Raw genomic sequence first — 19019 nt, 5'->3', positions numbered from 1 at the left:
ATCTGACGTCATAATAGCATGATAAAGGCTTTTGTCAACATCACATTTTATTTTTAAGCCTAAAAAGAAAGCGTTTTACTTTGATGTGTTGACAATCACAAGCACTCGTGAAATAATTCAAGCCGAAGTTAAATTATCTTCTTGTGCGCACAATCACTTTGTGAAGATGATGTCCTTGTTAAGGCCATTGCAGCGTTACGGCTTGCACAAAGATGTCGATTTCATATCATAATTTGCTCAAAAAAAATGACGATTCAATAGCTGAATCGTCTACACATTTACTTTTTTTCTGGAGGTGGCTATTTTGAACGATGATTCAACTGGTCCTGAAGCTTCAGATGTGCAGTCAAAAATGTCAATTAACACAAAAGCTTCCAAAAACCTACGCCGTATTGCCATCGTATCAACTCTCGGTGGACTTTTGTTTGGAGTCGATACCGGAGTCATTAATGGTGCACTTTCGTATATGTCGTCACCTAAGGAACTAAATTTAACGCCAACTGACGAAGGTTTAGTCACGAGCGGTATTACATTAGGTGCCGCTATCGGCGCTATTGCGGCAGGGCGTCTAGCAGATAAATTCGGTAGAAAGCGGGTTCTTCTTTACCTCTCATTCGTTTTCTTTGCAGCAACTGCTATCTGTTCCATCGCACCTAATGCTCTTATTCTTATCATTTTTCGCTTCTTGTTAGGATTGGCCGTCGGTGGGGCATCCGTCATCGTTCCGACATTTTTATCAGAAATGTCGACACCTGCCATTCGTGGACGATTGGTTACACAGAACGAACTAATGATAACTGGTGGTCAATTGCTCGCCTTCATCGTCAATGCAGCGTTAGGTTCTATTTTTACGAATGTTTCCAACATCTGGCGTTATATGATTGCTTTTGGCATGGTGCCGGCCGTATTACTTTTCTTCGGCATGCTAACTGTACCTGAATCGCCCCGCTGGTTAACTATGCAAGGCCGAACAAAAGAAGCATTGTCCACGTTAACCGAAATTCGACCGGACAAGGCCAGCTCCGAAAGAGAAATACAACAAATCAAGGATACCTTGGCGCAGGAAAAAGAAACTGCTCAAGCTCGTTTTCGCGACTTGGGTAAACCATGGATTCGTCGTTTAGTCCTAATCGGCATCGGTCTAGGTGTTATGCAACAGATTATTGGAATCAACATCATGATGTACTATGGAACGACAATTCTCATGAAAGCCGGTTTTGGTCATAGTGCCGCACTAATCGCCAACATCTCCAATGGGTTGGTCTCAGTAGTAGCTACCTACATTGGCATGCGCATGATGAATCGAGTCAATCGACGACGAATGCTTTTAACAGGAATCACAGGAACCAGCATCTCACTGGTCTTAATCGCGATTGTATCGTCAACGCTTAGTCATTCGTCACTATTACCCTTCTTTGTAATTCTTTTGACCATGTCATTTCTTGGCTTTTTTCAGGGATGCATTTCGCCCACTACTTGGTTGTTACTTTCAGAAATTTTCCCTCAAAATTTACGGGGTCTCGGCATGGGCGTATCAACATTCTTCCTTTGGTTCTCAAACTTTTTAGTTGGGTTCTTTTTCCCAATATTAATGTCAGCCATTGGGTTATCTCTCACCTTCGTAGTCTTCGTTGGTTGCAACATTCTATCGTTCATCTTCGCTTACAAATTTGCTCCAGAAACACGGGGCAAATCTCTTGAGCAAATACAATTGGAATTTAAGTATGGTGATGATTCAGGAGTTAATCCTGAATCAAAATAATAATTTATAAAGGATGGTTTTAAATTATGAGTATGAAACGTATTAACGTCGGTATTATCGGTCTTGGTCGTGCGGGTCAAATGCACTTACACAATCTAATGACGATCCCTGAGATTCATATTGTTCAAGTTGCAGATGTTTTTATCGAAAAAATTTCAACTGAATTAAACGATCTCGGGATTACAAATCAAACTCGCGACTATCACGACATTTTGAACAATCCCGATATTGACACCGTTTTTGTCTTTACTTCTACGGATACTCACGAAGAAATTGTGACGGCTGCAGCAAACGCAGGTAAAAATATTTTCTGCGAAAAGCCACTGAGCATGAACACTGTTGAAGAAGCCAGTGTTAACGTTCTTCGAGCGGTCGAAAAGAACCACGTTAAGTTACAAATGGGTTTTAACCGTCGAATGGATCCTCAATTCCGCAATATTTTTGAAAATGTTCGGCAAGGAGAAATCGGTACACCTCAAGTCGTTAAAATAACTTCACGGGACCCTGACTTATTACCTCATGATCTCATTCAGCGAATTGGCGGACTCTTATTTGATTTCACCATGCATGATTTTGACATGGCTCGCTACATGATGAACAGCAACATTGCCGAAGTTTACGCAAAGGGCGGCACCTTAATTGATCCCACACTCAAAGAAATCAACGATATTGACACATTAGCGCTCGTTTTGCAGTTTGAAAACGGTGCCTACGGCGTTATTGATAATAGTCGTCGTGCCGTCTACGGTTATGATCAACGTGTTGAAGTATTCGGATCTGAAGGAATGTTAAAGGCAGAAAACGTTAGTGAAAGCACTGTCGAACTTTACACTGATAAAAACAAGATTATGAAAAAGCCCCTACCGATGTTCGTTCAACGCTACCGCAATGCTTACATTAACGAAATGAAGGCATTTGTTAATTCAATTTTAAATGATGAACCAGTCGTTGCCTCCGGACAAGATGTCATCATGGCACAACGAGCGGCCATTGCAGCTCAGAAGTCCTTAGAAACAGGTCTTCCACAAAAGGTGGACACGAATTTTTCGTTAGATTAGGAGGTCAGTATGTTATCAATCGATGAGATTCTTAAACAGGAAGAAGTTGCAACATTAGATCACTTCGGTTTAAAAGATGTTGATCGACTAGTTGAAAAATTAAAAACCATTGGTGAAGATGACTTTCAACGCGTATGCATTCTCATTACAAAGAATGACCGTGAAGTCTATTTCCATGCTGGCACGAGCACAACCAACGAAAACAATATTTGGATTGAGAAAAAAGCTAATGTTGTGAATGCTTACGAGCATAGTTCGCTACTAGAAAAAGCAATCTATGCTGATAATCCAGATAATTACTACCAGTCAAACGGACTTAGCCCAAAGGATTACGCAATTGTTGGTGGTGGTTTTCCGATCTGCGTTCAAGGTACTGGCATTGTCGGCACGTTAATCGTGTCTGGATTAACAGATGAGGGTGATCACGATTTGGCATATAAGGCATTGTCTGCCTTAAAACAGTCACAAAAATAGTAGATTCCTTTGCCAAGGAGGTTATCAAAGATGAAAGCTTTCGGCTTCAATCAATACGGCGACGCCAACGTCATGGAAGAGCTGGAAATGCCAATGCCCACGATTTCGCAAAATGAAGTATTAGTAAAAAACGAAGCTTTTGCAATCAACGCATTTGACGTAGCCGTGCGAAGCGGGCGATTCAAAAATTCAGTTACTCTTCTATTCCCAACAATTTTAGGAACAGACGCAGTCGGCCGCATTACTGCTGTTGGTAATAATGTTTCTGATTATCACATTGGCGATGAAATCATCGCGCATGCCGGCACAGGCACCTATGCTGAATATTTCAAAGTTTCAAGTGCTAACATCGGTCTGCGACCCGCCGAGTATGATCGAAACGAAGCAGCAGGACTCCCCCTTTCAGGAATCACTGCGTACAACGTTCTCGTTCATATCGCTCAGGTGCGCCCAGGTCAAACAATCGTAGTTCTAGGTGCAGCAGGTGGTGTTGGATCGATGATCGTTCAAATGGCCAAAGCGCTGGGACTTTATGTCATCGGTACAGATGTCAATACAGCAAAAGAAACAGTGTTAAAACTCGGAGCAAATGAATTTGGTGCCTACGATACTGAACATGTCGGACAAAAGTTTAACTCTGTAGCAGACATTGTTGTTGATGCTACAAACGGTGGCACTGGTGCCAAAGCTGGTGTCCCTATCGTTAAGCCAAGGGGAATCTACGTATCCTTAACAACACTTCCTAACGATACAACACAAAAACCAGATGCCTCATACCGTCAAATGATTCCCAAAAAGGATTATTTAGACAGCGACGCATTTGCCGCCATATCGCTAATGATTAGAAATAATCAGCTTCACGTCAGCATCGGTAAGATGGAGTCTTTCACCCTTTCAGGTATTCGAAACGGACAAAACCTCGTTTCAAACGGAAATCCTGATGGAAAGGTCATCGTAACGTTATAAAAATAACCGTTCAAGAGCCTATTTTTAGGCATTTGAACGGTTATTCTTTAATTATTAAATGACTCCAAGCTAGAAATAACTAAATGAGCAAATCTCTCCCTGTTTATATGAAAAAGCACATTGGCGTTCTTTTTACGGTGCGTCATATTGTAATAATCAATGATTGTCTCACCAGAGGTTAATTCCCCTTTAGTTTCAATTTCAACATTGCAGACACGACCTTCAAACATATCTGGATCAATCAGCCACGCAATCGTACATGGATCGTATAGTGGCAACCCCTTAAATCCCCAACGATCCTGACCAAAGGCAATGCCGTAGTAAGCAACTAATCCAGAAACTGCCTCACCAACTGGGTTTGTAATCTTGTTAATTTTTTTGACATCTTCATCGAGTAGTTGGGCTTCAAAAGCAACATTCAAGGGTGCTAACACAATCGGTATACCCGAATCAAAAACGATTTTAGCAGCTTCAGGATCAACAAGGATATTGAATTCAGTGGTTGGTTCCCAGTTTCCAAGTCCCATACCGCCACCCATGATGACAATCTGTTTAATTGAATTGACCAACTCGGGATGGACAGATAAAAACAACGCGATGTTGGTACATGGCCCAGTAACCACAATTGTTACTGGATCATCCTGCTCTTGTAAAACCCTCGCGATTAGTTCCGTTGCCGGTACATTTTGGGCAAAAAAATCTGGATGCGGCAAATCTGCACCATCCAAACCAGTGACACCATGCATGCTAACACCAGTAATCAAGTCACGCATCAAAGGCTTTTTATCACCCGATGCTACTGGAATATCTTGACGTTTCATCAAAGTCAACAACGACATAGCGTTGGTCAATGTTCGCCCAGGCGTTTGGTTCCCCGCAGAGGTCGTAACAGCCAACAACTCAATATTTGGGTTTGCTACTGCAATCATCATTGCGATTGCATCATCATGACCAGGGTCACAATCCAGAATAATTTTTTCCAAAACAAAGCCTCCAACTTTTCCACTAACAATATCACTTTTCAATTGTGGAAAATGTACTTTAATCCACATTTACATTACATGTTTTATTCAAGAAAGGACACCATTATGCAAATCATTAACTGCGAATTTCATATCAAACATGATCAAGAATTGTTAACACAGTTTAAAAAGGCTGCCTTAGTTGAAATTGACCACGCTAGAAAAGACAGAGGTAATATATCATTTGGTTTATTCGAAGATGTCGAAAACCAATATGAGCTTCAAATGATTGAAGCTTGGGATAGCGAATCTTCTATTGGACTACATGCTAACTCTAGGCACAATCAACAATTTAATCGTGAATTATCAAATCTTGTTACACGCTTGCCTGCTGTTCATCAGTATGTTTCGGATTAGGAATAAATTTTATATTTGGCGCCATCGATGTTCGTAAAATCACTGAATGAATACTGTTGGTATAGTCATGACGCAATCCCCATTTTCAAATACTGAATTGCTCGTTCGTATTTATTTCATGCTAGATTTATCACAAAACGCGTGGAGGAAGTGCAGACATGGCAACTTCAAACGTACAATTAGTGATTTTTGGCGGGACGGGTGACCTGACAACACGGATGTTAATGCCGTCGTTGCTGGGACTGTTTGATACTGGGAAGCTCGCGAACTTTGCGGTACTGATTCTGTCGAATCGGAATTTTACGGACGATGATTATCGGGAGTTCATTCGGCCCTTTTTACGACGGTCAACGAAACCGGACATCCCCGGATTTTTACAACATATCTTCTATCAAACAATGGATGTGACTAAAGGTGCGGACTATACGGCAGCGGCTGCCAAGTCACACGATATCGACAAGCAGTTTGAGCTCGGCGGCAACCGCATCTTTTACTTTGCCGTTGCGCCGCGCTTGTTTAGCCCAATTATTGCCAGCCTACCAGATAGTGGTTTTCTGGCCCGCCCTGGATATAAACGCGTTGTTATCGAAAAACCGTTTGGTCAGGACTATCCCAGTGCCAAGGCGTTAAATGAACAATTGAATCATCTTTTCCACGAGGACCAGATTTTCCGGATTGACCACTACCTCGAGAAACGAATGGTGCAGAACATCATGTTGACGCGGTTTGGTAACGGTCTAACAGAAGGCATCTGGAACAGTCACTTCATTGATAACGTTCAGGTGACGCTGAGTGAAACGGTCGGGCTTGAAAACCGAGCCGGTTACTATGATCAGATGGGGGCAACCCGCGATATGGTGCAGAATCATATTTTCCAACTGATTAGTTTGTTAACGATGGATCAACCCATCTCGCTTCGACAAGAGGACGTGACGGAGGCCAAGGTAGCGGCGCTACGCATGCTGAAGACGCCGGACCTGCAGCTAGTTGATCAGCAATTCGTGCTGGGTCAGTATCTCGGCAACCAGCAGGAACCCGCCTATCTCGACGAGGAGCGCATCCCGAAGACTTCACGAACGGAAACGTTTGTCGCCGGTGAACTGAACTTCAACAGCTACCGTTGGGATGGCGTGCCCTTCTACTTCCGGACAGGCAAACGTTTGGCAACGAAAACAACACGGATCGACGTGGTGTTCAAAGCCCCACAGCTCAAACTATTTGAGGAACATCATCAAGTGATTGACCACATGGCGCCAAACATCCTGACGATTCTCATTGATCCCGATGAAGGATTGTCCATGCAACTCAACACGCGGGACAGTGACGAAGAAACGTTTGGCTCGACCAACGCGATTCTTGCCAACACGCAACCAGCAACTGGATTTGAGACTCCGGAGGCGTACGAATCGCTGCTGAGCGACATTATCGATGGCAATACGGAAAACTTCCCACAGTGGCGTGAAATCGCCGTTGCCTGGCAGTTTATCGACGCACTTCGAGCGGGTTGGCAAAAGACCTCACCGATTATTCACCAGTATCCATTAGGCAGCATGGGACCTGAGCAAGCCGACGAATTGTTAACACGGACTGGGCGCTACTGGGCGTTTGACCCGACTAAATAGAGACAAATAAAGCCTTCGCAGAATTTCATCTACGAAGGCTTTTTACGTTCTCTCAAGCTTTAGATTGTTCGACTTTCAGGTAAATCCGTTCGGCACCCGCTTTAATCCACGTTTCCAGCCGGTGACCTTCAATCGCAAAGCCAAACGCAATCGCCCATCCGAGCACATACGTCACGGCAACGCGAACACCCAGTGCATTGTTGCTCTGCCAGCCGAATAGTCGTTCACCCTGCCACAATAGGTTCATCCAGAACACGTTGCCCAGAAAGGCGCGGTACGCATAGACGGCGAGAAAGTGAACCGTGGGCAATAACTGAGATTGCCGTTTGATTAGCCACAACGCCAACGTAACAATGAGGGCAATCGCACTCAGCGCGTAAACTACTCCGGCCGGTTTTAAATAAGGCGCATTAGCAAACGTCAGGCCGCCATTGAAACTTTTCAACTCAACATTATTGCGCCACCAGGACCAAATCAGAGTAATGGCGGCGACCCACCACCAACGTTTCAGCAGCGGTATCAGCTGGTCGCGGAACACCCAGAGCAGAATCCCGGCAATGGCGTACAGAATAAAACTAATAAACACACGATCCAGCAGGTACCAGTCGTTTGCACGCGGGCCGTTGAAGACTTCCACATCGTAAATGGCGACCCACCAAACGTAACCAACTAGGGTGATCAAACTGACCGCTACGCCTCGTCCAGAATGACCCGTCAGCCATCGAGTTAAGCCGACGAATAGTGGCATTAAGATAATGAATTGCAACATCATCGTGTTGTACCACAGGTGCGGCGCTGCGTTACCGTTCACAAACTGCCAATTGAAGCTCACCAGGCCATCGAAGTGTTCCCGTTGTTGCAGGCCGGGCATTAAGACGAGATAGGCCAGCGTCCACCAAATGGTTGGCGTAAACAAGGCCGTCCACTGTTTCTGTAGATAGGGCAGATAATCGCCATGCAGGGTTCGCAATGAGGTCGTTCGGACCGTTGTGTAGAGGATTCCGAAAATGAAGGCTGGCGCGGTGAACTTAACGGCATTGTACCAGCCGATAATCCAAGATTGCTGAGCGGTGTTCGGACCAACATCGAGGGCGAATCCGAGGACCGTTTGCAACATCACTGCGGTGCAGGCAAACACTTTCAGAAAGTCGCCAACATCTGTGCGATTCGGGTCATTTTGTTCATTAACTTGTGCCACGATTCGTCCTCCCCTCAGTAAATTCATTACTAACTAGTTTACACGTCTACCGATTCGATAGCATCCCATCGCGTAGACTTCGTCTTGTAAGTGCGACTTTTTAACGTTAACTTAATCCACGAACCAATATGGTCGCAAACGGCTGTGAGACCAGTCGTTCATCGCTTTCCATCTTAGTCTTCTAATAGACCAATGAAGCACTAACCCTTGAAATCACCGATAACTTTTTGTATGTTAGACGATAATTTAAGTAATTAACGTCCTAGGAGGTCTCTATGACAAACATCGAATCAACTAAGGATCAACCTCAACCCAACAAGGTCATCAGTGTGACCTTAAAAACACTGATGTCGTTCTTCGGCATTGCCATCTTATCGCTCGGAACCACCTTCTTGCGCGAAGGCCAAGTCGGTTTGGACCCCTTCACCGCTTTAAACACCGGTATGGCGAACAAGTTCGGCCTTAGTCTAGGTACATATCAGTTGGCCGCTAACGTGGTTATTTTCGTTTTCATCGTCTTACTTGACCGCAAGAAAATTGGAATTGGGACCGTGCTAAACATGGTGCTGGTCGGCTATGAAATTCAGTGGTTCTCCGCCATTTATAAATCGATTTTACCGTCGACTGTTAACCTGTTTACCATTTTAGCGGATGCCATTATTGGATTATTATTGTTTACACTGGGTGCTTCCCTATATATGACCGCTGACCTTGGGGTTGCCCCATATGATGCGATTGCCCCAATTGCGTCGGACCGTTTGCACATTCAATACCGCATCGTCCGAATTGTTCAAGATGTCCTCTTCATGCTCGCAGCGCTTTTTGCTGGCGGTCCAGTCGGCATCGCAACAATCATCGTCGCCTTCTTTACTGGCCCATTGATCACTTATTGGAACACTCATGTCAGCCAACACGCTGTCACCAGCATCGACCGGTTTAGCACTCAGCCAAGTTTCAAGGGTGTCGGCACTGAAATCGTTGAGTTAGGCCGTGTCAGTTACGGTGCTGTCTCTCACGCCTACAAAATGACTGTGCACACCCAACAACGATTATCTGGTTACTCGAATGCAGAGTTGGCTGGCCGTTTGAACGTCACCAAGAAGAATTTGGATAACGCCAAGCAAATTTACGACAACATGTCAGCACAGTATGAAATGCTGAAAAATGAAGCTAAACGCCGGCATGATAACAATGACGAAACTAAATAAGCTATAAAAGAAGGCAATCGTAGAATTAATCCGCGATTGCCTTTCGTTTACCTATTTTTTGGTGCCAACCATGCCGCCTCCAGAATATCTAAAATTGTCTCCAATGGTACTTGAATCGGATCCACAATCTTGTCACGAACTGACTTAGCGTACCGAACCAGCGTATCAAACGCAATGGCCATCAGTACATATGGATCAGTATCCCGCACAATACCATCAGCTATCCCCTGCTTCACTAATACCGTCACCCGGTCAAAGTCCATCTCGGCTTCTTCGGCCGAAATATCAATTTGGGCAAAAATTGGAGAGTTCTCGTATTGTGTGATGACATCCATCGCAACAGGGTTTTCAATGGCAAATTGATAAATGATTCGTGCATATAACTTCATATTAGCAATTGCCCCTGGCTGTTCGCTGAAATGATCGCGCATATAATCACTCATTTTGGCTTTTTGCGCCAAGAATACCTGTTTGAGTAAATCATCCTTGTTCTTAAAGTACAAATAAATATTCGATTGTGAGATGCCGGTGCGCTTGGCCACCTTCCCCATGGCGATGCTGGAAATGCCTTCCTCAATCACCATGTGCGCCACGACATCAATAATTTCCTGTGGCCGTTGTTCATTCTTTGTTCGCATGCATTATATTATAAAAGAATGGTTGTTCCTCGTCAATTTATTATTTGTTTTGATTTTATAGTTGACAAAGAATGTTCATTCTTTTATATTAGTCACATACTCATCGCGAATGAGTTTTTATTTTAAATCTAAAAAGAACAATCATTCTTCAAACGAAATTAACGTTGACACCATCACTGCTGTTCGTTTGAACATCAAAAAGGAGATCTTCATTATGACTAAATCTGTTGCTTTAATTACTGGTGCTTCATCAGGCATGGGCAAGGCCGCTGCCATTCAATTCAATAACGCTGGCTACACGGTTTACGCTGGTGCCCGTCACACGGAACCGATGGCTGAGCTGAAACAGCAAGGCATTCACACCATGAAATTGGATGTCACAGACCACGATTCCAACAAGGCGTTTGTCGATGCCGCATTGGAAAACGAAGGCCGCATTGACGTGCTGATCAACAACGCCGGTTATGGTTCCATGGGCGCCGTTGAAGACGTCGACCAGGCTGAGGCCAAACGTCAATTCGACGTCAATGTCTTCGGTGCCGCAGATTTGATTCAACTCGTCTTACCAACAATGCGTGCCCAACATGCCGGCAAAATCCTGAACAATTCTTCTATCGGTGGCCAGATGTACTCACCACTTGGTGGCTGGTACTACGCTTCCAAACACGCTTTGGAGGCCTTGAGCGACTCCCTTCGTTTGGAAGTTAAGAACTTTGGCATTGACGTCATCATCATCGAACCAGGTGGCACGAAGACAAACTGGCAACAGGTTGCTGCCGACCACATGCTGGAAGCAACACCAAAGGATTCCCCTTACCGTCAGATGGTTGAGATTTACGCTCACGCCAGCATGAACTTCAGCGCCACAGCCGATGATATTGCTCACCTGATGTTCAAAGCGGCTACGACCGTTAATCCAAAAACACGTTATCAGTTATCTTGGGGTGACCGAGCCGTCGTTATCGCCGTTCGCAAGTTTTCGTACAAGACTATCGACCGCGGCATCCGGTTTGCAATGCGGATCGCTGAACGAAATTTGACGAAGAACCGTTCTCTAGAAGGTGCGGACGAAGACCAATCCACAGATAACTCACAAATGATTTAAATAAAAAATGTGATTTTAAAAGAGGCTGAATGTGCGACCTACTTTAAAACCTGAATCTAACTTCTATTTGACACCTAAGAAGACTTCATTGTACGTAATTCTGAAAACGGCCTGTATAACTCTTCAAAAACGTTTTTCGAATCATTGAATTTTATCTCGTTTAGAAGTCGCACTTATGCCATTAACGATACCCCCTCGCTTGACACTCAGGCTCACAAGGATAAAGAATTCAAGAAACACGAACCAGGCCAGCCTAAAAAAAGGCTGGCCTGTCGTTGTATTTAAGATAATATTTTTTATATTGTTACTGACGGTAAAAATACATATCCGATGAGTAATTGGTTGCTTGCTGAGTAATTATTAACCTTGGCTTCGTCGAATCTGATTGATCTCCTTTTGGATTTTGGTAGCCTATTTTAAACAGTGCTAATACCGCTCCAGTATGACCATCTGTTAATCCGACATATGGTCCGCCGCTTACATCACTCGGCATTCCATTCGTCTTAATTGATTCTGCATGGTTTGTTGTGCCATCCGCATTAATAACAAGCGTGGCACCTTGACCATTTTTCCAAGTACCAACTAACGAAGATAAGTCACCATTTACGATAGCGTTAACATCTAAGTCCCTTTGTTTAGGATTACTGATAGCCTCAGTGCTCGATTCATCGATGCTGGACGAACTAGAATCAGCGTCATTAGTTAAACTTTCACTATTTTCTTGCTGCTGGTTATTATCTACTGATGTTCTAACTTGTTTTGCACCCTCAGTATTTGTCTGTGGTATTGCGCTTTCCTTAAATACACGCGTATATACTGTGTATCCACCCATTACTGCAACGAAAAACACAAGAAACACAGTCAATCGTAATACCATAGAGCGTCGACGAGCTGAGCGAATTTGTAGAAACTCTTGCCGCCATTTTGGATCGTCTCTACGATTCTTAAAAAATTTATATGTATGTGGTGTTCTGGAATGACGACTAAAATATTTTTTAGCCATGAACTTTCACTACCCAACGTAATAGTATTGTATGACCTTATTTTATCAGCTACTGTTCAAATAATCTTTGAAATAAATTTACACCTGGGTATAACGAAAAAGCAGACATTAAATGTCCGCCTTAATCAGTTTTTTTCAAATTCAGTTAAAAGCAATAGTTAATACAAAGTTTATATTCTCCGTGACAGCTCCCACGCTTAATTACAAATAGACGTTTACTTTAGGCAGGCAAAATAATATCCGAAACCTAAATCAGACATTAAATACTAATTTCTTTGCCCAATCATACCCGTCTCTTTCATCAATCAATACCTTTAGTTCATTTGAATACATATAGATTGTTTCGAGCATTTGATTAGTGTTGTCGATTATCTCTAATCCATCAAACAAATCACTCAGTTGCACAAGATGCTTTAAAGATTTTTCGTAACGCGTTCTTACTACCGAATCTTCAACTCCGTGTCCACCCAGCCTAACTCTTTTGTGCACTCGCCGAATGGCTATATCTGGAGAAGACAATCCCACGTATCGAACTTCAACCTTAAATCCGTTCGCCTTAGCAAACTCTATTTCTTGACGCGGATGTCCTGCCAGCGTTGTCTCCCATATAAAAGACTGTTTTTGACTAACGTATTGCCGAAAAAGAACTGCGGCAGTTCTAAATGCAGCTAAATAAGCCTTTGAATCACGCCAGTCACTATGTTGTTGACGAACAATATCATCAACATTAATTCTTTTAAAATTACTGAAGGCATAACCACTTTTCTCAAGGGTCAAATCCAATGTGCTTTTGCCAGCACCGTTAACACCAGCGATAATCAAAAGGACTGGTGAAGTCATCGGATAAATTTCTTTTCTTCAATTATTTTTCTGCTATCCTCAGCAAGAAATGTTCGGTAAGCAGTAAACGCTACCTCCTGAGTAACACGATCTGGTGCCTTTGCAATTAACTTTACTAAAGTACCTTGATTGTATGCTTTTCGTAATTCGCTCACGTCATCACTCAACTGTTTCATCTGCTTTTTTTCGGTTAATTCAGACATAAAATCGCCTCCTCGTATGTGTCATTATACGACGTTTTTTGATTTGAGACGTATCTTTTAACTTTATAATGGATAAACTCAGTTTTGTATTAATTCTTAGAAGGCGTGGGGAAAACAGTTGAACTTTCACCTTTAAGATGCTTCCATCTATCCATAATCGTGCCACTACCTCCCAGCAACCCTGCACAACTCAAAACAACCACTATAAAGGCAAAATTCACCTTCACAGTGGCTGTTTGATGTGGTTGCTCAAGCTTTTTACTATTACAACGCAAACGCGTTCACAGACCCTGGCCTCTGTGCATAAGAAGTAAGCCGAACTATTCGGAAAACCACCGAATAATTCATCTTACTTCTTATTGCTCGAGGCCAAAAACGGGTCTGTTCACGCTCTCCTCTTTTACCACAAATACTCAACTGGATTCTTAATGTACTTGTTGTAAACATCGTTGACGATGAGCATCTGGTCGTGTGTCAATGCTGGTGCATCAGCGGCGCTCACGTTGCGGTCAATTTGCTGTGGGTTAGATGCACCAGGGATAACCGTGGAAACAGCATCGAACATCAAGATCCACCGCAAAGCCGTTTGGGCCAAGTTGTCTGAACCCAACCGTTCTTTCAATTCATCAGCAGCTTTCACACCAGTCATGTAGTCCACACCGGAGAATGTTTCACCCTTATCAAAGGCGGAACCGTCACGGTTGTATGAACGATGGTCGTTCTTACCAAACTTGGTGTCGGCCGTGTACTTGCCGGATAACAAGCCGGAAGCCAGCGGTACACGCGCCAAGATGCCGACGTTTTGTTCCTTAGCCAGTTTGAAGAATAAATCCGCTGGACGCAAACGGAACATGTTGAAGATGATTTCAACAGTTGAAATGTTGTAGCTCAATGCCTTAATGGCTTCTTCAACCTTTTCAACACTCACGCCGTAGTTTTGGATCTTGCCGGCCTTTTTCAGGTTATCCAGTTCGAACCAGACTTCTGGATTGTAGTAAACGTCAGTTGGTGGGCAATGCAACAGAACGTTGTCCAAGCTGTCGACACCCATGTTCGTCAAACATTCATCCACGAACTTGTCGATGTTTTCTTTGGTGTAACCTTCAGCAACATGCGGATCAAGTTTACGACCAATTTTAGTCGACACGTGAACCTTGTCTTCTTTACCTTTCAAGAACTTACCGATGGCCTTTTCACTAGCACCATCCTGATAAATATCAGCGGTGTCAAAGAAGTTAACCCCAGCGTCATAAGCGGCTTCCAACGTGTCCAAAGCATCTTTTTCGCTAAACGGATCGCCCCATTTACCGCCAAGTTGCCAGGTGCCTAACGAAACTTCGCTGACTTTAAAGCCAGTTTTGCCTAACGTACGATATTGCATAGTTTATGTCTCCCCCTAAGCTATTTTTCACATCAACTTTATCATAATTCTCTGGCATCGAATGTCAGATTTCTCCTAGTCACTGACGATTACGTGTTCAAATGCTGATCACATTAATCGCCCACAGATTCTAGTGTAGCAGTCTGTCGCTGGATGAAAAGTACGCACCTGAATGTAACTACGGCAGCCCAGTCTTGCAAACGCTTTCCGCCGCACCTATACTAAAGCCAAGATTACTTAGAACTTGGAGGCTTTAGTATGACAATTGCAGTTCGCTATCAAACTCGTAATGGCAACACAGAGGCATTCGCTAATCAAATTGCGGCGGCAGTTGATGCTCCAGCAGAAAAAATCGACACACCGCTGCCAACAGATCCAGTTGATGTACTCTTTGTCGGCGGCGGTACTTACATGATGCGCCCAGACAAAACATTAAGCGCCTTTATGGCAACTTTAGACGCCGCCAAGGTAAAGCACATCGCCTTCTTTACTACTTCTGGTGGTCCAGAGACACCAACGGATAAGGCATTAACTAAGCTAGCCGATGAAAAAGGCATTCCCGTTATTGGGCATTTTCATCAAATGATGGGTGGTAAAGGCATGTTTGGTTCCAAGTCTGTCACCTTGAAACCTGATCAAATCCAGGCTGTTAAAACGTTTGCTGAAAGCATGTTGACGCATAACTAAATAATCAACCGGTCTAATGAAGAATGGTCTATAAATTCAAAAAGCGTTACTTGAATGGTGCGATAAGATGCACTCAAGTAACGCTTTTGAGCTAGCTAAGCCTTTTTATAATCATTTTTTATCGTCCTGAATAGTTCCAGCCGAATATTTCCCTCATCATCCGGTTCCGCGCGGCCATCTTTATAGTCAAAGCCAAACTGTTTGTAAAATGGCACGGCACTGACGGCAGCCGGAATTTCAATTCGTTTGGACCGCAAAAATACAGGATCATTCATCAGCTGGTGCATCATTTTATGACCGATCCCCGCACGCTGCTGATGGCGTTCAACAAACACCGTTAAAATGATCGCCTCTTGTGGCACATCCCAATAATTGCTAATGCCGCCGCAACCGACGATTTCGTTTACATCGTTCACAGCAACGTAGAAGTCAGCATAATGCGCCATCGTGCGAAGATGAGCTGCATCATGTTCAGCAGCCGTTTTTAACATCAGCGCTTCACCATAATCTTTGACGTTAACCGTCAGTAACACATCTTTCACCATGGCGGCCGTTTCCTCGGCATCTGTATCCACAAAGGGACGGATCGTAATCTCACTTGCCATCTGCATCGCCTCCTGTTGGTTACGATCATCAGTGTTTCCATGGTCAAAGTCAATTGCAAATTGCGCACTAAGTGACAAATTTCCAACAATCAAATAGCTTTTTTTGCCGAATTTCAAGTAATCACCGTACAATAGCGATACTAAAAATCATTCAAGCGGAGGATTTACATTATGTTCAAACGAGCTTTCGCACTACTCAGTACGTTTGTCATCGCTGTAACGCTTGTTCTTACAACGCAGACACAAGCAGCCGCCAAACAAAATCATAGCAAATACAACTATTCTCAAACACCGACCATTTTCCTGCACGGTTACGGTGGTGGTCCCTCGTCTGCTAACAATATTATCGCAGCCGCGCAAAAAGCTGGGGCTGCGCAAAAAGTGTTAACCGCTCATGTCAGCCGTTCTGGTCACGTAACATTCAGTGGTAAGTGGCAAACGGGCAAGGTCAATCCACTTGTCCAAGTGCTGTTTGCCAACAACCGTGAATCAAATTACAACAACGACGCACGGTGGGTTAAAAACGTACTGACCACCTTGCAGAAAAGATATCACATCACTAAATTCAATGTTGTCGCTCACTCAATGGGCAATCTGGCCCTCATGTACTACGAAGTCAACTACGGCAAGCAACGTTCCCTCCCTCAACTGCAAAAGCAGGTCGATCTAGCCGGTCATTTTGACGGCATCCTTGGCATGGACGACAAAGCTAACCGCAATCATTTGTTAGCAAACGGCAAGCCACAGCATTTTAACAGTTCATACAGGTACATGCTGAAACACCGTAATAATTATCCAACGAATCAAGTCGACGTTATGAACATCTACGGCAACCTCGGTGACGGCTCTAATTCTGACGGCAGTGTCAGCAACGTTTCAGCGCAATCACTGAAATATTTATTAGGTAGCAAACCAAAAAGCTATGTTGAGCACATGATCAAAGGATCGAATGCCCAACATAGCAAGTTGCATGATAACGATGAAGTTAACCGGTATATTATTCAGTTCTTGTGGGGAAAATAATGATTTAACCTTAGCCTCAAACTTAGATCAGTTTAAATGGAGTAACTTTTCAATATTCTCATGGGCAATCTTTTCTTTGTCCTGGTCACTAATTGGCGTTTGGGACAGGAATTCTTGAGCATTGCCTTTCACATATGGGTAATCTTGTGCCCACAATACGTGGTCAGCCCCCATTTCCGACAGCACTAACTGCATTTGGGGCCACGTATACATACCACTTGGCGTAATATACACGTTCTTCTTGTAGTAATACGAAACTGGATGCTTCAATGTATTACCAGTGACCGGTGTCGTCGCTTCGTCCAACCGTTCCAGAAAATACGGGACAAACTCGCCCCAGTGCCCAGAAATCAGTTTTAAGTTTGGTAATTTATCGAAGAGCCCAGACAAAATGATTCGGGTGACATGAAGGCCGGCTTCCATGTGCCATCCCCAGCCAGGCGTTGACATAATGGCATTAAAGCCAATTGGTTGCATGCCACTATAGTAATTGTCACGAATCGTTTCGGATGGTAATGACGGGTGCATATATAGTGGCACATCAAGCTCTGCCGCCATTTCAAAAATTGGCATGAACTTTGGCGCATCCAAAAACTCGTTATTACGAGCAGTACCTAGAATAAGCGCACCTTTCAAGCCAAGTTTCGTGACCGCCCGCTTTAACTCCTGCGCAGCAGCGACCGGCTCTGAAACGGGTAACGTCGCAAATCCCAAATACCGACCTGGGTGTCGTTTGACCGCTTCGGCAGTCGCGTCGTTGATTTTCTGCGTTAACGGAATCGATTGCTCACCTGGCAAAATATCTGGGTTAGTGACTGAATCTCCGTAAGACAAAATCTGCATATCAATGCCATTTTCATTCATGTAACGGATTCGTTTGTCATCAACATCCTGCATCACTGCCGGATCGACAGCATAGGCCTTCAAACCTTCAGCAAAAGACTGACCAAATTCAGCCATTTTCTTAGGATCACTTGGTTGTTGTTTTAAATAATCAGTGATTTCTTTGTTAGCAAACGCTGTGCTAATGTGTTCTTCAGTTGTAATTAATTTCATGTTTAATTCACCTCATCTATTAGGATAAGGCTTAGCTTACAGGGCTTTTAGCAGAAGTTATGGACCGATTTCGCTGCTTTGTTGCATAACTAGAAAAGGTCGCTCAGACCGTTAGTCAGGTGCAGCAATAGTTTGGCTGCCTGCTCCGGCGTCCACTTGTGTTCCAGTACGTAATCACGTAAGAACATATAGGTCGCTGCTGCGTAGACATTACAAATCGTTGTCTCATCGATTAAAGCTTTGCTATTTCTGAGCGCAATTTGGTGATTAAAGTTCGCCAAACGTTGAATAAAGAGTTGTCGTATGTTTGACCATTCGATCATTTCAAAAGCGTCCGTGCGCTTTTGCCAAGCCTGCAGCAATTGAATAACCATACTCTGTGCAGTTAAATCTTGAAAACGAAACGCCGACAAGAATTCATCCAGATGACGATCTAAAATCGTGACAATGACTTGTTCCGGTGTGAGGTAATAGCGATAAAAAGTTTGACGTGATACGTGTGCTGTTTGGGCAACTTGCGGCCCTGTCAACTTGGCAAACGGCACATTATCATGACAAAGTTGGAGCATTGCAGATTCAATTTTACGTTTGGTCCGATAGGTTCGTTGATCTATTTTTTGCATACTTTGCTCCCTACACCTTTTCTTCTAACGCAATCAGACACACAGTCTAACAACTCAACAAAATGGATTGTATCCACATGATTTTTCATGCAACCACCTCAACAAATTGCAGCTACACATCCCGTTTGTTCTGCCGTGAATCAATTACCTATTACATATCCTAATCAACTATGTTGTTTGGGAAATTT

20 protein-coding genes are annotated in these 19019 nt (G+C 43.7%); 10 read left to right on the top strand and 10 right to left on the bottom strand.

The features are described 5' to 3' along the window. Positions 1-352 precede the first annotated feature (352 nt). Genes GB993_RS08355 through GB993_RS08340 form a run of 4 tightly spaced genes read left to right on the top strand, consistent with a single transcriptional unit; the run spans position 353 to position 4260 of the window. Positions 353-1762 carry a sugar porter family MFS transporter gene (locus tag GB993_RS08355; protein WP_162854091.1) on the top strand — a complete coding sequence of 470 codons (1410 nt, stop codon included), beginning with the start codon at positions 353-355 and terminating at the stop codon, positions 1760-1762. Positions 1763-1788: 26 nt separating this feature from the next. Beyond that, positions 1789-2820, top strand: coding sequence for an inositol 2-dehydrogenase (iolG, locus tag GB993_RS08350; protein WP_284142839.1), 1032 nt, complete (start codon positions 1789-1791; stop codon positions 2818-2820). Positions 2821-2829: 9 nt separating this feature from the next. Continuing rightward, positions 2830-3294: a heme-degrading domain-containing protein gene (locus GB993_RS08345; protein ID WP_161003902.1), complete on the top strand. Its 465-nt coding sequence runs from the start codon at positions 2830-2832 to the stop codon at positions 3292-3294. A 30-nt stretch (positions 3295-3324) separates the two neighbouring features. After that, positions 3325-4260, top strand: coding sequence for an NADP-dependent oxidoreductase (locus tag GB993_RS08340; RefSeq protein ID WP_161003901.1), 936 nt, complete (start codon positions 3325-3327; stop codon positions 4258-4260). Positions 4261-4307: 47 nt separating this feature from the next. On the opposite strand, the gene rihA is transcribed toward GB993_RS08340, so the two are convergent. Continuing rightward, complete coding sequence (gene rihA, locus GB993_RS08335) at positions 4308-5243, bottom strand: pyrimidine-specific ribonucleoside hydrolase RihA (protein WP_161003900.1); 936 nt, start codon at positions 5241-5243, stop codon at positions 4308-4310. Positions 5244-5348: 105 nt separating this feature from the next. On the opposite strand from rihA, the gene GB993_RS08330 reads away from it, so the two are divergent. Together GB993_RS08330 and zwf are read left to right on the top strand one after the other, a co-directional pair. Then, complete coding sequence (locus GB993_RS08330; RefSeq protein ID WP_161003899.1) at positions 5349-5639, top strand: putative quinol monooxygenase; 291 nt, start codon at positions 5349-5351, stop codon at positions 5637-5639. A 158-nt stretch (positions 5640-5797) separates the two neighbouring features. Beyond that, positions 5798-7261: a glucose-6-phosphate dehydrogenase gene (gene zwf / locus GB993_RS08325; RefSeq protein ID WP_161003898.1), complete on the top strand. Its 1464-nt coding sequence runs from the start codon at positions 5798-5800 to the stop codon at positions 7259-7261. Positions 7262-7313: 52 nt separating this feature from the next. Here the strand turns inward: zwf and GB993_RS08320 are convergent, their stop codons facing one another. Further along, positions 7314-8459: an acyltransferase family protein gene (locus GB993_RS08320; protein ID WP_347877355.1), complete on the bottom strand. Its 1146-nt coding sequence runs from the start codon at positions 8457-8459 to the stop codon at positions 7314-7316. A 275-nt stretch (positions 8460-8734) separates the two neighbouring features. On the opposite strand from GB993_RS08320, the gene GB993_RS08315 reads away from it, so the two are divergent. Next, complete coding sequence (locus GB993_RS08315) at positions 8735-9667, top strand: YczE/YyaS/YitT family protein (RefSeq protein WP_161003896.1); 933 nt, start codon at positions 8735-8737, stop codon at positions 9665-9667. A gap of 47 nt (positions 9668-9714) precedes the next feature. Here GB993_RS08315 and GB993_RS08310 read toward each other — a convergent pair whose 3' ends face one another. After that, positions 9715-10305 carry a TetR/AcrR family transcriptional regulator gene (locus GB993_RS08310; protein WP_161003895.1) on the bottom strand — a complete coding sequence of 197 codons (591 nt, stop codon included), beginning with the start codon at positions 10303-10305 and terminating at the stop codon, positions 9715-9717. 214 nt (positions 10306-10519) lie between these two features. Between GB993_RS08310 and GB993_RS08305 the strand changes: the two genes are divergently transcribed. Beyond that, entirely contained in the window at positions 10520-11410 is an 891-nt protein-coding gene (locus tag GB993_RS08305; RefSeq protein WP_161003894.1) for an oxidoreductase, read from the top strand. Positions 11411-11714: 304 nt separating this feature from the next. Here the strand turns inward: GB993_RS08305 and GB993_RS08300 are convergent, their stop codons facing one another. The 4 genes from GB993_RS08300 to GB993_RS08285 all read right to left on the bottom strand — a co-directional run bounded on the left by GB993_RS08300 (position 11715) and on the right by GB993_RS08285 (position 14837). Beyond that, a complete protein-coding gene (locus tag GB993_RS08300) occupies positions 11715-12413 on the bottom strand; it encodes a DUF6287 domain-containing protein (RefSeq protein ID WP_161003893.1) in 699 nt (232 codons plus the stop codon). Positions 12414-12665: 252 nt separating this feature from the next. Continuing rightward, the gene (locus GB993_RS08295) at positions 12666-13253 is read right to left on the bottom strand and encodes an ATPase (protein ID WP_161003892.1); all 588 of its coding nucleotides are present in this window, start codon (positions 13251-13253) and stop codon (positions 12666-12668) included. Continuing rightward, positions 13250-13456 (bottom strand): hypothetical protein, encoded by a 207-nt coding sequence (locus tag GB993_RS08290; protein ID WP_161003891.1) that lies wholly within the window; start codon positions 13454-13456, stop codon positions 13250-13252. Before GB993_RS08290 ends, GB993_RS08295 begins: the two co-directional genes overlap by 4 nt. A 400-nt stretch (positions 13457-13856) precedes the next feature. Further along, positions 13857-14837: an aldo/keto reductase gene (locus tag GB993_RS08285; RefSeq protein WP_161003890.1), complete on the bottom strand. Its 981-nt coding sequence runs from the start codon at positions 14835-14837 to the stop codon at positions 13857-13859. Positions 14838-15095: 258 nt separating this feature from the next. On the opposite strand from GB993_RS08285, the gene GB993_RS08280 reads away from it, so the two are divergent. Continuing rightward, complete coding sequence (locus GB993_RS08280) at positions 15096-15524, top strand: flavodoxin family protein (RefSeq protein ID WP_161003889.1); 429 nt, start codon at positions 15096-15098, stop codon at positions 15522-15524. 95 nt (positions 15525-15619) lie between these two features. Here the strand turns inward: GB993_RS08280 and GB993_RS08275 are convergent, their stop codons facing one another. Beyond that, complete coding sequence (locus tag GB993_RS08275; protein WP_161003888.1) at positions 15620-16129, bottom strand: GNAT family N-acetyltransferase; 510 nt, start codon at positions 16127-16129, stop codon at positions 15620-15622. Between the two features lie 171 nt (positions 16130-16300). On the opposite strand from GB993_RS08275, the gene GB993_RS08270 reads away from it, so the two are divergent. After that, on the top strand, positions 16301-17152 hold the full coding sequence (locus tag GB993_RS08270) for an alpha/beta hydrolase (protein WP_161003887.1): 852 nt from the start codon (positions 16301-16303) through the stop codon (positions 17150-17152). 27 nt (positions 17153-17179) lie between these two features. On the opposite strand, the gene GB993_RS08265 is transcribed toward GB993_RS08270, so the two are convergent. Then, complete coding sequence (locus tag GB993_RS08265) at positions 17180-18208, bottom strand: amidohydrolase family protein (RefSeq protein ID WP_161003886.1); 1029 nt, start codon at positions 18206-18208, stop codon at positions 17180-17182. Positions 18209-18297: 89 nt separating this feature from the next. Further along, a complete protein-coding gene (locus GB993_RS08260; protein ID WP_161003885.1) occupies positions 18298-18831 on the bottom strand; it encodes a TetR/AcrR family transcriptional regulator in 534 nt (177 codons plus the stop codon). Between the last annotated feature and the right edge of the window lie 188 nt (positions 18832-19019).

This window comes from Furfurilactobacillus milii (assembly GCF_009864005.1).
GTDB lineage: Bacteria > Bacillota > Bacilli > Lactobacillales > Lactobacillaceae > Furfurilactobacillus > Furfurilactobacillus rossiae_B.
Note: the sequence above shows the minus strand (reverse complement) of the source record. Positions and strands in the feature narration are given on the sequence as shown.

Bases quoted from the DNA above. Each gene is read 5' to 3' on its own strand.
- GB993_RS08355 (WP_162854091.1), top strand. From the start codon at position 353: ATGTCAATTAACACAAAAGCTTCCAAAAACCTACGCCGTATTGCCATC.
- iolG (WP_284142839.1), top strand. From the start codon at position 1,789: ATGAGTATGAAACGTATTAACGTCGGTATTATCGGTCTTGGTCGTGCG.
- GB993_RS08345 (WP_161003902.1), top strand. From the start codon at position 2,830: ATGTTATCAATCGATGAGATTCTTAAACAGGAAGAAGTTGCAACATTA.
- GB993_RS08340 (WP_161003901.1), top strand. From the start codon at position 3,325: ATGAAAGCTTTCGGCTTCAATCAATACGGCGACGCCAACGTCATGGAA.
- GB993_RS08330 (WP_161003899.1), top strand. From the start codon at position 5,349: ATGCAAATCATTAACTGCGAATTTCATATCAAACATGATCAAGAATTG.
- zwf (WP_161003898.1), top strand. From the start codon at position 5,798: ATGGCAACTTCAAACGTACAATTAGTGATTTTTGGCGGGACGGGTGAC.
- GB993_RS08315 (WP_161003896.1), top strand. From the start codon at position 8,735: ATGACAAACATCGAATCAACTAAGGATCAACCTCAACCCAACAAGGTC.
- GB993_RS08310 (WP_161003895.1), bottom strand. From the start codon at position 10,305: ATGCGAACAAAGAATGAACAACGGCCACAGGAAATTATTGATGTCGTG.
- GB993_RS08305 (WP_161003894.1), top strand. From the start codon at position 10,520: ATGACTAAATCTGTTGCTTTAATTACTGGTGCTTCATCAGGCATGGGC.
- GB993_RS08300 (WP_161003893.1), bottom strand. From the start codon at position 12,413: ATGGCTAAAAAATATTTTAGTCGTCATTCCAGAACACCACATACATAT.
- GB993_RS08295 (WP_161003892.1), bottom strand. From the start codon at position 13,253: ATGACTTCACCAGTCCTTTTGATTATCGCTGGTGTTAACGGTGCTGGC.
- GB993_RS08290 (WP_161003891.1), bottom strand. From the start codon at position 13,456: ATGTCTGAATTAACCGAAAAAAAGCAGATGAAACAGTTGAGTGATGAC.
- GB993_RS08285 (WP_161003890.1), bottom strand. From the start codon at position 14,837: ATGCAATATCGTACGTTAGGCAAAACTGGCTTTAAAGTCAGCGAAGTT.
- GB993_RS08280 (WP_161003889.1), top strand. From the start codon at position 15,096: ATGACAATTGCAGTTCGCTATCAAACTCGTAATGGCAACACAGAGGCA.
- GB993_RS08275 (WP_161003888.1), bottom strand. From the start codon at position 16,129: ATGGCAAGTGAGATTACGATCCGTCCCTTTGTGGATACAGATGCCGAG.
- GB993_RS08270 (WP_161003887.1), top strand. From the start codon at position 16,301: ATGTTCAAACGAGCTTTCGCACTACTCAGTACGTTTGTCATCGCTGTA.
- GB993_RS08265 (WP_161003886.1), bottom strand. From the start codon at position 18,208: ATGAAATTAATTACAACTGAAGAACACATTAGCACAGCGTTTGCTAAC.
- GB993_RS08260 (WP_161003885.1), bottom strand. From the start codon at position 18,831: ATGCAAAAAATAGATCAACGAACCTATCGGACCAAACGTAAAATTGAA.